The 11,824-nt window shown below is 69.9% G+C and carries 14 protein-coding genes; 2 read left to right on the top strand and 12 right to left on the bottom strand.

Annotated features, from left to right (window positions below):
* The first annotated feature begins 5 nt into the window (after window positions 1-5).
* A complete protein-coding gene (locus ACZ7EG_RS18300) occupies window positions 6-1,289 on the top strand; it encodes an MFS transporter (RefSeq protein ID WP_471079290.1) in 1,284 nt (427 codons plus the stop codon).
* Here the strand turns inward: ACZ7EG_RS18300 and ACZ7EG_RS18295 are convergent.
* The 4 genes from ACZ7EG_RS18295 to ACZ7EG_RS18280 form a co-directional block, all read right to left on the bottom strand.
* Window positions 1,268-2,332 (bottom strand): hypothetical protein, encoded by a 1,065-nt coding sequence (locus tag ACZ7EG_RS18295; RefSeq protein WP_471079288.1) that lies wholly within the window; start codon window positions 2,330-2,332, stop codon window positions 1,268-1,270. The two genes, ACZ7EG_RS18300 and ACZ7EG_RS18295, sit on opposite strands and share 22 nt — an antisense overlap.
* Window positions 2,333-2,508: 176 nt before the next feature.
* Complete coding sequence (locus ACZ7EG_RS18290; protein WP_471079285.1) at window positions 2,509-2,721, bottom strand: peptidoglycan-binding protein; 213 nt, start codon at window positions 2,719-2,721, stop codon at window positions 2,509-2,511.
* Window positions 2,718-2,957 (bottom strand): LysM peptidoglycan-binding domain-containing protein, encoded by a 240-nt coding sequence (locus ACZ7EG_RS18285; protein ID WP_471079282.1) that lies wholly within the window; start codon window positions 2,955-2,957, stop codon window positions 2,718-2,720. The genes ACZ7EG_RS18290 and ACZ7EG_RS18285 overlap by 4 nt, the downstream gene beginning before the upstream one ends.
* 622 nt (window positions 2,958-3,579) lie before the next feature.
* Entirely contained in the window at window positions 3,580-3,972 is a 393-nt protein-coding gene (locus ACZ7EG_RS18280; protein ID WP_471079280.1) for an SRPBCC family protein, read from the bottom strand.
* A 13-nt stretch (window positions 3,973-3,985) separates the two neighbouring features.
* On the opposite strand from ACZ7EG_RS18280, the gene ACZ7EG_RS18275 reads away from it, so the two are divergent.
* Complete coding sequence (locus ACZ7EG_RS18275; protein WP_471080427.1) at window positions 3,986-4,180, top strand: hypothetical protein; 195 nt, start codon at window positions 3,986-3,988, stop codon at window positions 4,178-4,180.
* Here ACZ7EG_RS18275 and ACZ7EG_RS18270 read toward each other — a convergent pair.
* The 8 genes from ACZ7EG_RS18270 to ACZ7EG_RS18235 are packed head-to-tail and all read right to left on the bottom strand — an operon-like array spanning window position 4,168 to window position 11,798.
* Window positions 4,168-5,628, bottom strand: coding sequence for an aldehyde dehydrogenase family protein (locus ACZ7EG_RS18270; protein ID WP_471079277.1), 1,461 nt, complete (start codon window positions 5,626-5,628; stop codon window positions 4,168-4,170). The genes ACZ7EG_RS18275 and ACZ7EG_RS18270 overlap by 13 nt on opposite strands.
* Window positions 5,629-5,668: 40 nt before the next feature.
* The gene (locus ACZ7EG_RS18265) at window positions 5,669-6,460 is read right to left on the bottom strand and encodes an SDR family NAD(P)-dependent oxidoreductase (RefSeq protein WP_471079274.1); all 792 of its coding nucleotides are present in this window, start codon (window positions 6,458-6,460) and stop codon (window positions 5,669-5,671) included.
* 13 nt (window positions 6,461-6,473) lie between these two features.
* Window positions 6,474-7,334: a fumarylacetoacetate hydrolase family protein gene (locus ACZ7EG_RS18260; protein ID WP_471079271.1), complete on the bottom strand. Its 861-nt coding sequence runs from the start codon at window positions 7,332-7,334 to the stop codon at window positions 6,474-6,476.
* On the bottom strand, window positions 7,331-8,203 hold the full coding sequence (locus ACZ7EG_RS18255; RefSeq protein ID WP_471079268.1) for a fumarylacetoacetate hydrolase family protein: 873 nt from the start codon (window positions 8,201-8,203) through the stop codon (window positions 7,331-7,333). Before ACZ7EG_RS18255 ends, ACZ7EG_RS18260 begins: the two co-directional genes overlap by 4 nt.
* Window positions 8,200-8,814 carry a carboxymuconolactone decarboxylase family protein gene (locus ACZ7EG_RS18250; protein ID WP_471079266.1) on the bottom strand — a complete coding sequence of 205 codons (615 nt, stop codon included), beginning with the start codon at window positions 8,812-8,814 and terminating at the stop codon, window positions 8,200-8,202. The genes ACZ7EG_RS18255 and ACZ7EG_RS18250 overlap by 4 nt, the downstream gene beginning before the upstream one ends.
* A gap of 31 nt (window positions 8,815-8,845) precedes the next feature.
* The gene (locus ACZ7EG_RS18245) at window positions 8,846-9,604 is read right to left on the bottom strand and encodes an SDR family NAD(P)-dependent oxidoreductase (protein WP_471079263.1); all 759 of its coding nucleotides are present in this window, start codon (window positions 9,602-9,604) and stop codon (window positions 8,846-8,848) included.
* Window positions 9,601-10,254 (bottom strand): MBL fold metallo-hydrolase, encoded by a 654-nt coding sequence (locus ACZ7EG_RS18240; protein ID WP_471079260.1) that lies wholly within the window; start codon window positions 10,252-10,254, stop codon window positions 9,601-9,603. Before ACZ7EG_RS18240 ends, ACZ7EG_RS18245 begins: the two co-directional genes overlap by 4 nt.
* Window positions 10,255-10,262: 8 nt before the next feature.
* Window positions 10,263-11,798: a carotenoid oxygenase family protein gene (locus ACZ7EG_RS18235; protein WP_471079257.1), complete on the bottom strand. Its 1,536-nt coding sequence runs from the start codon at window positions 11,796-11,798 to the stop codon at window positions 10,263-10,265.
* Window positions 11,799-11,824: the final 26 nt, after the last annotated feature.

Genomic DNA, 11,824 nt, shown 5'->3' with positions numbered 1-11,824 from the left:
GGGGCGTGACAGAGACACAGACGGTTTCCCCGCCGACCGAACGGCCCGTTCGCCAGCTCCTCGCCGCCTCGGTGGGCAACGCGGTGGAGTGGTACGACTGGTACGCCTACACGTTTCTGGCCACGTACATCGCCGCCCAGGTCTTCCCGAAGAGCGCGGACAACTCGCTGGTGCCGCTGCTGTCCACGTTCGCGGTGTTCGCGGTGGGGTTCTTCATGCGGCCGGTGGGCGGGCTGCTGATGGGTGCGGTGGCGGACCGGCACGGGCGGCGGGCCGCCCTCACGGTCACCATCCTGCTGATGGGCGGCAGCAGCCTGCTGGTCGGACTCACCCCGACCTACGCGGCCGTGGGTGTCCTGGCGCCGGTGGTCCTCGTCCTCGCCCGGCTGCTGCAGGGACTGTCCGTGGGCGGCGAGTTCGCGGCCTCGACGACGTTCCTGGTGGAGTCGGCGGGTCCCGGCCGGCGCGGGCTGTTCTCCAGCTTCCAGTACGTGTCGACGACGGTGGGGCAGCTCGTCGCCTCCGGCATAGCCACCCTGCTGGTGGACACGCTGAGCGACGGGCAGATGAACGGCTGGGGCTGGCGGGTGCCGTTCGTGCTCGGCGCCGTGCTGAGTCTGGTCGGCTTCTGGATCCGGCAGGGCGCACAGGAGACCCGCAGCGCCGAGCAGCAGCAGGCGCCGCGGCCGGGCCTCTTCGAGGCGCTGCGCCGGCATCCGCGCGAGTCGCTGCTCATCGGCGGCATCACGGCGGGCGGCACCATCGCCTACTACACGTGGACGTCCTACCTGCCGACGTACGCCGAACTCAACGCGGGCATCGAGAAGTCGGACGCGTTGCTCGCGGGCACGATCTCACTGGCGTTCTTCGCCCTGCTGCAGCCGCTCGGCGGCCTGCTCTCGGACCGCTTCGGCCGCCGTCCCCTGCTGCTCTTCTTCGGCCTGGGCTTCGCGCTGCTCGCGGTGCCCCTGCTGCACACCCTGCGCGACTCGTTCGGCGTGCTGCTGCTCGTGAGTTGCGCGGGCATGGTGCTGTTGACCGGATTCACCTCGATCAGCGCGGCCGTGAACGCGGAGATCTTCCCGCCCCGGGTCCGCGCGGCGGGCATCGGCTTCCCCTACTCGCTGACGGTGGCCCTCTTCGGCGGCACGGCCCCGTACGTGGGCACGCTGTTCAAGGAGCAGGGGCACTCGGGGCTGTTCCCCTGGTACGTCGCGGTGATCTGCCTGGTGTCGTCGCTGGTGTATCTGCGGCTGCCGGAGACGGCTCACGCACCGCTGCGGCGGTGAGGGGGTGCGCCGTCGGGGGCCGGTTCGCCGCCCGACTCGGCCGCGGGCGTCGGCTCGTGCGGTCCCGCGCCGTCCTGGAACCGGGCCGGTACTCCCAGGGTCCCGGGCTCTCCCGCCGCCGGGCTCTCCCTGACGGCGGTCCGCTCCGGGTCGGTCATGGCCTCGGTGGGGCTGCCCACCTCCGACAACGTCATCTGGGCGCGGTCGTCGACGAGGCGGGTCACCAGGTGCTGCGCGGCGCCGAAGGCCGCGGCCCAGCCGAGGACCTGCGCCCTGCTGTCGAGATCGCTCAGCCCGGGGACGAAGGCGCCGCGAATCAGGAGCAGCCCGAGGAAGGCCGACAGGGCGCCGGTGGGGAACTTCAGCACCGCGGACGCCAGGGGCAGCATGTACGGGGCGTCGGTGCCCCGGATGCGGCGCAGTGATGCGATGACGGTGAGCGCGGCGCCGGCGAGCCCGGCGATCTCGACGGTGAGGATGTCCCTCGACGCTGCCAGACTGCTGGAGTCGGTGCCCGGCCGGACGTTGTGGTGCTCCGCGGTGGGGCAGACGACGGTGACCCGGTCCCCGGGCACGGGGCCGCTCTGGGGCGTGAAGCAGAGGCTGAGCGAGCCGGGCGAGAACCAGCCGTAGAGGGCGAGGCCCGCCACGCCGAGCAGCACGAGGAACGTCGCGGTCCACAGGATGTTCCGCAGGCTGCGAACCCGGGCCAGTTCGTCGTCCAGGGCGTTGTACGCGGCGTCGAGCGCACGGGTCATGAGATCCCGGTCGCCGGGCTTCACGTCGCCGGAGATGATGGGCCGGATCCGCTGGGCCAGTCTGACCCGCCGGGGATCGTCGATGTCCAAATGCCGCTTGACGAGGGCCATGACCTCGCTGGCGCGGCCCGCGGCCTCGGCGTCGGACACCAGCTGAAGCAGCATCACCTCCGCGCTGCGGACATTCGACCAGACACCCTCGCGGGCGGTCGAGCCCGACCACGGACTGCGCCAGCCGAATCTCTCGCCGACGGCAGCGCGGGCCCTTTCGAGATGCTCCCGCATTCCTTCGATGAGCGCCGTGCGCTCTTCCGGGCGGGGACTGGCGCTTTCGTACTCGAGTTGCGCTTCGAGATAAGCGATCCGCGTTTTCGCACGCGCGCGCCATGCCGACCGCGGCGGCCCGTTACGCAGACCTGTCATTCGGCTGCGCGTACGGGCCGGCCGGCTCTCGGTTCTGGTCATTCGTAAACTGCGGGCACGCGGAGCTTCTTCCAGGACGTCGGTCCCGGAATACCGTCCGCGTCAGCGCCGCTGAAGCCGAGCTTGCGCTGCCACTTGGCGTACGACTTCTGGTCCGCCGGGCTCCACGTCGAGTCGGGGCCGTCGGAATACGCCGAGCAGTCCACCTCGATGAGGCGATAGCCCATGGCCTCGATGACGGGACTGGTCACTGACGCTTGGAAGAAGTCTGCCCCTGGAAAGGGGTCGTCTCGTACTCACCGTCCTCTCCGCCTGCTTCTGGGGGCGGGGCCACGCGAATCCGCTGGCCGGGGCGGATGACGTCCGGATCCTCGATCTGCGGGTTCCACTCCAGAATCTGATCCAGACTCACGTGGTGCATCCGCGCGATCTTGGTGAGGTTGTCACCGCGTTTCACTACGTAGAACTGCGTCCTTGTCTTTTCCATGCATTCAGCCTAAGGCAACGCCCCGCGACAATAAAGTGCAGAATTCTGTTTCGATTTCACTTTTTGATTCGAAAACCGCTTCTGTCGAAAGCGGCTTCCGCCTGACGGAAGGGCCGTTGCGGTGCCCGGAGGGCCACCCCGCCGATGACGGCACGACCAGAGACGGAAGCCAGTGCCCATGCCTCACATGACCGCCTTCGCCAGGAACCGGTGGTGCAGCCGACGCACCTTTCCGACCTGCGCCTGCGTGGGGGCGATAAGGCTGTGACCTGCTAGGGCGGGTGCAGAGGCGATCGACCACAACTGGGCTGTGCGGCACCTGAGTTGACGGGTGTGGAGGGCAGAAAAGGGTCTTCAGGATGGCCGTCCTGGGGACCTTGCCGGCGCCGATGGAGGTTGGTTCCGCACACCACCCGTGGTCTTGGCGGGCCCGGGTGGAGCCCACGTCATTGCGAGACGACCCCACCGTGCCGGACAGCACCCATAAAGCCCTCTCTCAAGGACACTCGACCCAATTCCACGGTATCGGGGAGCACGCCCCAAGGAGTGCGACTACTCGGTCGCCACCGTCCACCGGCTCCTGCACCAGGCCGGCACCCGGATTGAACAACCGGCTGTAGTACTAGTCTGCGGCGAAGTAGCGGGCGATGCCCGCGATTCCATCGCTGACGGCCCGCTCGACGATGGGTGCCAGGCCCTCCGGAAGGATCTCCTGGCTGTAGACGACCCGTGAGCCGTCACCGTCGGGGAGCACGTCGATGGTGCCGAGGTGGAATTCGATGGGCAGGGGCATGCCCTCGACGAAGCGGTACTGGTAACGGCGCAGTTCGTCGTTCTTCGTCACCACAAGGGCCTTCAGCGTCCCCTCGGGCGTGCGGAGGTGGCGGTGCATGCCGTCGAAGTGTGCCTCCTGCACAGCCGGGAACCACTGCGGAATCGTGCGCACGTCGGTGAGCACGGCCCAGACCTGGTCGGGGTCCTGCACGACCCGGGTGTCGAAGCGCAGAGTTGCCATGTGATCTCCTTGGGTGGTCACGGTGTCGGCAGAACGAGCCCGAAGCGGCGGCCGCCCGCATGCCGGCGTCAAGGCCGTGGCCGACGAGGTCACCCTGTCGAACGAGGACGACGGCATCGCCGTCGTCCTCGAGCGACTGTTGGGCGGGTCGGCTCAGTACGGGCCGTTGACGCTCGGACGGGGCGTGTTTTCCGTTCAGAAGGGGTAGTGCGGCTGCTCGGTGGAAACAGTGACCCAGCGGGTGTTGGAGAAGGACTCGATGCCCCAGCGTCCGCCGAATCGGCCGTAGCCCGAGGCGGCGAAGCCGCCGAAGGGGGCCTGGGGTTCGTCCGCCACCGTCTGGTCGTTCAGGTGGACGATGCCGGTGCGGATGCGGCGGGCCACCTTCAGGCCGTGGGTGCCGTTCTCGGTGAGGATGCCGCAGCTGAGGCCGTGCTCGGTGTCGTTGGCCAGGGCCACGGCCTCGTCGTCGTCCGCGAAGGCCCGGATGGTGACGACGGGTCCGAAGGCCTCGGTGTGGTGCAGTGCCGCGTCCTCGGGCAGGTCGGTCAGGACGGTCACCGGGTGCAGGGCCCCCACCGGCGCTCCGCCGCCGGTGAGTACCCGCGCGCCCTTCTCCACCGCGTCGGTGACCAGGGCCGCGACCCGCTGGGCGGCGGCCTCGTCGACGAGCGGGCCGATGACGGTGGTGGCCAGACCCGGGTCACCGCTGGGCAGCCCTGCGACCTTCGCCGTGAAACGGCGGGTGAACTCGTCGGCCAGTGAGGCGTGGACCAGAATGCGGTCGGCGCACATGCAGATCTGACCGGAGTTCATGACGGAGGCGAACGCGGCGGCGTTCACCGCGTGGCCGAGGTCGGCGTCCTCCAGCACGATCACGGAGTTCTTTCCGCCGAGTTCCAGCACGGCCGGCTTGAGGTGCTGAGCGGCGAGGGCGCCGATGATCCGCCCGACGCCGGTCGAGCCGGTGAAGTTGACGGCCCTGACGCGCGGGTCCGCGATCAGTGTCTCCGCGATGACGGCGGCGTCCGCCTTGTCGTTGGTGATGACGTTGAGGACGCCGTCGGGCAGCCCGGCGTCGTGCAGCACGTCGGCGACGAAGAGACCGCACGCGATGGGGGCGTCCTCGCTCGCCTTGACCACGACCGTGTTGCCCGCCGCGAGCGCGGCGGCGGCTGACCGGGTGCCGAGGATGACCGGCGCATTCCACGGGGCGAAGGCGGCGACCACGCCGAGGGGTTCGCGGACGGCGAGGCTGAGTCCGCCCGGCTCCTGGGTGGCCAGCACGTCCCCCCGCGGCGCGGTGATGGCGGTGGCGGCCTCGCGCAGCATGTTCGCCGCCACCGCGACGTTGAACAGCGCCCACCCCCGGGTGCCGCCCGTCTCACCGGCCATCAGCTCCACGACCTGCTCGCCGCGGCTTTCCATCAGGTCGGCCGCGTCCAGGAGGATCTTCCGCCGGGCGAAGGGCGCGAGCACCGCCCACTCGGCGAAGGCGGCGTCCGCCGCGTCCACCGCGGCCCGTACGTCCTCCGGTCCGGCGGCCGCGACCGTGGCGTACGGCTCGCCGGTCCAGGGGTTGATGTCGGCGGTGGTCCGGCCGGAGGCGGCAGGGATCTCCTTGCCGCCGATCAGGAGGTTCCGGTGAAGTGACATGCGGTCGGTTCCCTTTGCTCGGTCCGGGTGGTGGGGAGGGTCAGGCGCCGATCATGTTGAAGCCGCCGTCGGCGTTCAGGTATGCGCCGGTCATGTGGGCGGCGTCGTCGGTGGCGAGGAAGAGGGCGGTGCCGGCGAGTTCGGCCGGGCCGGGGATATGGCCCAGCGGGGTCTTGGAGATCAGCTCCTCGCGGCGGCCGTTCTTCCAGTCCTCGCGGTTCAAAAGACGCTCGGTCTCGATGAAGCCCGGTGCGAAGGTGTTGACCCGCACGGTGGGGGCGAATGCCTGGGCGTAGGATTTGGTGATGCCGAGGATGCCGTACTTGGCGGCGGCGTACTGCGGGGCACGCGCGCTGCCGCGCACGATCACGGTGGATCCGATGTTGACGATCGAGCCGTGGCCCTGCTCCAGCATCCGCGAGCCGAACTCGTGGACGCAGAGCATGGTTCCCTTGATGTCCACGGCGAGGACGTGGTCGATGGACTCCTCGGTGACATCGCGCCAGGACATCTGGTCGGCCGCCACGTCACCGACGTTGTTGACCAGCACGTCGAGGCCGCCGAAACGGCTGAAGACCTCGTCGGCCATGCGGATGACGTCGGCGTGCACGGCGATGTCGCCCTGCACCGTGAAGGCCTCGCCGCCGACGTCCTTGATGCGGGCGACGGTCCTGTCGGCCCCGGCGGCGGAGCTGCGGTAGTGGACGGCGACCCGGGCGCCCTCCTGGGCGGCGCGTACGGCGATCTCGGCGCCGTAGCCGGTGCCCGCACCAGTGACCAGGACGGTACGGCTCTCGAAGCGGCGGAGCCGAGGCGGGGTGTGCTCGGACATGAGCAGGGTCCTTTCACGGGAGGCGATCAGGTGTGGGTCCGGTGAAGCGCTGGCGCAGTTCGCCGATGCCCTGGACCCGGCTGACCAGTTCGTCGCCCTCGGTGAGGTAGCGCGGGGGGTTCATCCGGTTGCCGACGCCCGCCGGGGTGCCGGTGAAGATCAGGTCTCCGGGGAGCAGGGGCACGACGGCCGAGAGCCGCGCGATGAGCTCGGGGACGGGGAAGATCATCGACTTCGTACGGTCGTGCTGGACGACGTCGCCGTTCAGCAGTCCGGTGATCTCCAGGTCGTCCGGGTCGTCGAACTCGTCCGGTGTGACGAGGACGGGACCGGTGGGGCCGAAGCCGGGGAAGGACTTGCTCAGACTGAACTGGGCTGGCTTGCCGCGGAGTTGACTCACACGCTCGGACAGATCCTGGCCGACGGTCAGACCGGCCACAGCGTCCCGGGCGCGGTCCTCGCCCACCCGGTACGTCTCCCGTCCGATCACCGCGACCAGCTCGACCTCCCAGTCCACCTTGCCCGCGGGAAGCTCCACCGTGGTGCGCGGGCCGGTGATGCAGGTGGGGAACTTGGTGAAGACCAGCGGCTCGTCGGGCGGGGTGTACCCGGCTTCGGTCGCGTGCGGGGGGTAGTTGAGGGCGACCGCGAACACCTGGCGGGGGCGGGGCACCGGGGCCTGGAGGGCGTCCGGGTCCACCTCGATGTCGTACGCCTCGTCGGACAGGCCGGCGGCGAAGTCGCGGACCTGTGGCCACTGCTCCAGCAGAACCATCGGGTCGGTGGACAGCCGGCCCCGCGAGGCCCAGCCGACATCCGCGGCCCGGTCGCCGCGGACGAGGGCGGCCCGGCCGCCGATGACAGCGAGCCTCACCAGTCCACCTTCTCGGGTACGGGGGTGCCGTGCCCCTGGCCCCAACTGACGATGGGCGTGCGCAGGACACCCAGGCGCTCGACCTCGGCCTCGACGACGTCGCCCGGCTTGAGGTACATCTCCGGGTCACCGCTGAAGCCCGCGACGCCCTGCACGGTGCCGGTGGTGATCAGGTCGCCCGCACTGTAGCCCTGCGGGGAGTGGTAGGCGACCAGGTGCGGGATGGAGACCGACATGCGGTTGGTGTTCGACTTCTGCCTCACCACACCGTTGACCCGCAGCTCCATATCGAGGTTCTGCGCGTCGGGGATCTCGTCGGCCGTCACGATGTACGGGCCGAGCGGGCAGAAGGTGTCGATGGCCTTGCAGAAGGAAAAGACGCCCGACTCCATCTCACGGCGCTGGATGTCGCGGGCGGTGATGTCGTTGAAGACCACGTATCCGGCGATGTGGTCGGGCGCGTCGTCCACGCCGAAGAACTTGCCCGGTTTGCCGATGACGACTGCGATCTCCAGCTCGTAGTCCAGCTCGCTGGTCAGGTGCTCGGGGTGGATCACCGGCTCGTCCGGGCCGACGATCGCGTCGACGTTCTGGAAGAAGACGATGCCCTTGTGCATGGGGTGCGACCAGTCGACGTTCTTCGACTCGTCCTCGTGCTCACGGAAGTTGCCGGAGGTGTGGAAGAACTTCTTCGGCACGATCGGCGCGCGCAGCGTCACGTCGTCCAGCGACAGCCGCTCCCCGCTCTCCAGGACCCTGCCGTCGCGCTCGAAGTACTCGCGTGTCGAGCCGACTTCCAGGGGGAGGACGAGGCGCTCTTCCAGCTCCAGCCGGCCGACGCGGCCGTCGTCGAAGGTGATCAGTTTCATGATGTCCCGCTTTCGAGCGTGTCGTGGGTGAGGGGCTTGTCCGGTGACGGACCTTCTCCGGCGAAGACGCGCAGTTGGAGGGCGAGCAGGGCGTAGTAGCCGACCAGGGTGGTGAGTTCGAACAGGCCGCGCTCTCCCCAGGCCGCCACCGTGTCGAAGTACTCCTGGTCACTCAGCTCACCGCCGAAGGCCAGGGCAGCCGTCGCCCGTAGAGCGGCTCGCTCGGCGGGGTCCTGGAGGTCCGGCAGTGCACCTGCGCGCAGGGTGTGCAGCTCGGCTTCGGTGAGGCCGCAGGCCCGGCCCACCGCCTCGTGGGCCTCCTGTTCGAAGGCGCTGCCCCATTCGGCGGCGACGACCAGGATGGCCATCTCACGCACCCGGTCGGTCAGGACCGACTCGTAGCGCACCGCCGCCCCGACCGCCTGGACGGCGAGCCCGACGGGCGGGCTGAGCAGCATCGCGTTGAACGGCCCCCGCAGCCGGCCTTCCTCGTCGGTGAGGGCGAACGCCTGCGGCCCGGCCGCCCGGGGTCCTCCGGCGATGGCCCGGTAGACCTCGGTCTGCCGCTCGTCCAGCTCACCGGGCAGCAGTCCGGCAAGGCGCGCGGTCATCGGCGCTCCTTCCAAGGGAGGTTCACGGACGTCAGACGAGCGTCCGGCCGCCGTCCACGTACAGGACCTGTCCGGTGACGAACGACGCGCGGGCGGAGGCCAGGAACAGCACGGCGCCGACCACGTCCTGAGGTGTGCCCAGGCGCCCGGCAGGGACCAGGCTCGTCATCTCCTCGCGCATCCCCGGCTTCTCCAGGTACGCACGCGTCAGCTCGGTCTCGGTGTAGCCCGGGCCCACGGCGTTGACGGTGACGCCGTCGGCGGCCCATTCGCGGGCCATGACCTTCACCAGCTGGTCCAGGCCTCCCTTGGACGCCGCGTAGGGGGCGTGGTGGCGGTGGGCGAGCAGGGAGGAGACGGAGGAGAGGAACACCATGCGGCCGGAGCCGGACTCGCGCATCAGCCGGCCCGCGGCCCGCCCGGTCCAGAAGGCACTGGACAGGTTCAGGGTGATGATCCGGTCCCACACCTCGTCCGGGGTGTCGACGACGGGGCGCCGGTCGTTCGTTCCGACGGCGTGCACCAGCACGTCCAGGCCGCCCAGTTCGCGGGCCGCCTCCGTGACCACCCGCTCGCACGCCTCGGACGACGTCAGGTCCGCGGTGAGGGTCCGTACGTCGGCGCCCGCGAGGGCCGGATCGTCGCGCAGGGCCTTGAGCCTGGTCTCGTCCGCGTCGACGATCAGCAGTCGTGCTCCGGCCTCGGCCAGGCCCCGGGCGCAGGCGGTGCCCAGACCTCCGGCCCCGATGACGAGCGCGCGGCGCTCCTCCAGTCCCAGCCAGCCCGTCATGCGAGCTCCATCCCGGCTCCGGCCGCCACCCGCAGGTAGTCGGTGGCGGAGTCTCGTATGCCCGCGGTGAGCAGGCCGTCCGTCAACGTGTTTCCGTCCTCGCTGAGACCGCTGTCGTGGATGGACAGGGCCCGCCGGGGGCTGATCTCGCGGACGTAGTCGATGACTTCGCCCGTCTTGGACCACGGGCCGTGGACAGGCACGAGGAGCGTGTCGACCGGGCGCGTGGGAACGGTGAACGCGTCGCCCGGGTGGAAGAGGCCGCCGTGGGGGCCGTCCACGAGGAAGCCGACGTTGGTGACACGCGGCAGGTCCGGGTGGGTCGGGGCATGCAGTTCGCCGTGCGCCTCGACGTCGATGCCGTCGATGTCGAAGGCGTCCCCGTCACCCACGACGGTGACCCGGCCGCCACCGAGCCCGTCCAGCCGGTCCGCCACGGAACGGTTCGCCCAGATCCGCAGGGCGGGGTCGGCCTCGGCCGCCGAGCGCAGCTCGGGCTCGGCGAAGTGGTCCACATGCTCGTGCGTCACGAGCACCGCGTGGGCACCGTCGAGGGTTCGCGGGTCGGAGTGGACACCGGGATCGATGACGATGACGACACCGTCCCGCTCCAGCCGGATGCAGGCATGGCCACACCTGGTGAGTCGCATGGTCCCGCTCACTTGCTCAGCTCGCTGCCGGGGACCCAGGTGCCGTGGAAGCCGTACCGGAGCCGGAAGGGGATCTTCACGGTGGCGATCGGGCCGGCGGCGACGTCGAGGGCGTCGAGGACGACCAGGTCGTGGCGGTTCTGGTCGCGGCGGCCGACCAGTGCGAGCAGGTAGCCCTCGCCCTCGTCGGCGTCGGCCGACTTCGGCACGAACACCGGCTCCTCGGGCGCGGCGTGCTCGCCCGGGGCCCAGAAGGTCGTCTCGCCGGTGTGGTCGTCGCGGTGGATGAGGGAGTTGAACGGCGGGCCCATGGGCCCGGTCTCGCACATCGGCTCGTCTGGGTCCATGCCGCCGACCCAGGCGTGCCGGTTCTTCTCCATCAGGATGCGGGGGTCGACGCGGGGCATGTCGCCGGGCGAGGCGATGAGCTGTTCGCTCGTGTAGGTGTCGGTGGCGTCGTCCCAGTGCGGCGCGCCGCCCTTGAGGTCGAAGGTCCAGCGGTGCAGGAACGGCGGGAGCTCCTGCAGCGGGCCCACGGTCGTCTTCGGGAACTGGGAGAACCACCCGGACCCGGTGGTGAAGTGGTCGGCGATCAGGGTGTCGCCGTCCGTCCAGGCGTTCAGCGAGTGCGTTTCCATGAGCTGTTCGCTGCGGAACCAGCGGATGCCGCGCACACCCTCCTCACGCGGGATGATCGCGACGTACGTCTCCTGGTTCGGGTCCCAGACGAAGTACTGGGCCTCCCGCTTGAGCTGCTCCGGGTCGGCGACCATGGGCGAGATGGTGAAGACGAGGTGGTCCCGGGTGACCAGCCAGTCGTGCACCATCGACGAGTACGGCACCTCGAAGGTCTGGGAGCGGGTGACCTTGCCCTCGGCGGAGATCTCGTAGATGTGGATCTGCCGGTCCGGCAGGCCGCTGGCGTTGTACGCGAACGCGATCAGCTCACCGGTGCGCGGGTCGTGCTTGGGGTGCGCGGTGAAGGTACGCCCCGGGATCTGGCCGGAGAAGTCGTAAACGCCCCGGGTCTCCAGGGTGACCGGGTCCAGCTCGTAGGGGAGGGCCGCCTCCTTGAGCGCGAGCAGCTTGCCGGCGTGCCAGATGATCGAGGTGTTGGCGTTGCCGTCGTCGATACCCGCGACGGACGGGTCGTCGGTGTAGGGATTGCGGTAGGCACCGAACAGGGCCTGGCGGGCCGCGCGTTCCAGCTCGAAGCGCTGGGTGTGGACGTAGCGGGTCTTGAGATCCGCGTGCCCGTTGTCGAGCCGCACCATGTGGATCATGCCGTCGCCGTTGATGTACACGTCGTTCGGGAACCGCGGCGGGTACTGGGTGTCCGCTGCCGCACGGTAGAAGGCACCCGACAGCTCCGGGGGGATACTGCCCTCGACCTCCAGGTCGTAGACGTCCGCCTCGATCCGCGACGGAGCGAAGAACCCCCGGAACTTCGGCGTGTCCGGCCACTGCATGGTCTCCGGAGGCGCCTGGGTGCCCACGGGCTGCTGTCCGGGTGTTCCGCTGTACTGCGTCGCTGCAGTGGCCATGACTGTCTCCCCTGTGGCAAGGTTGG

Source organism: Streptomyces sp. NPDC037100 (assembly GCF_055606225.1).
Note: the sequence above shows the minus strand (reverse complement) of the source record. Positions and strands in the feature narration are given on the sequence as shown.

Coding starts and splice junctions, on each gene's coding strand:
- ACZ7EG_RS18235 (WP_471079257.1), bottom strand. CDS start 11,798: ATGGCCACTGCAGCGACGCAGTACAGCGGAACACCCGGACAGCAGCCC.
- ACZ7EG_RS18265 (WP_471079274.1), bottom strand. CDS start 6,460: ATGTCCGAGCACACCCCGCCTCGGCTCCGCCGCTTCGAGAGCCGTACC.
- ACZ7EG_RS18240 (WP_471079260.1), bottom strand. CDS start 10,254: ATGCGACTCACCAGGTGTGGCCATGCCTGCATCCGGCTGGAGCGGGAC.
- ACZ7EG_RS18270 (WP_471079277.1), bottom strand. CDS start 5,628: ATGTCACTTCACCGGAACCTCCTGATCGGCGGCAAGGAGATCCCTGCC.
- ACZ7EG_RS18250 (WP_471079266.1), bottom strand. CDS start 8,814: ATGACCGCGCGCCTTGCCGGACTGCTGCCCGGTGAGCTGGACGAGCGG.
- ACZ7EG_RS18295 (WP_471079288.1), bottom strand. CDS start 2,332: ATGCGGGAGCATCTCGAAAGGGCCCGCGCTGCCGTCGGCGAGAGATTC.
- ACZ7EG_RS18255 (WP_471079268.1), bottom strand. CDS start 8,203: ATGAAACTGATCACCTTCGACGACGGCCGCGTCGGCCGGCTGGAGCTG.
- ACZ7EG_RS18245 (WP_471079263.1), bottom strand. CDS start 9,604: ATGACGGGCTGGCTGGGACTGGAGGAGCGCCGCGCGCTCGTCATCGGG.
- ACZ7EG_RS18280 (WP_471079280.1), bottom strand. CDS start 3,972: ATGGCAACTCTGCGCTTCGACACCCGGGTCGTGCAGGACCCCGACCAG.
- ACZ7EG_RS18285 (WP_471079282.1), bottom strand. CDS start 2,957: ATGGAAAAGACAAGGACGCAGTTCTACGTAGTGAAACGCGGTGACAAC.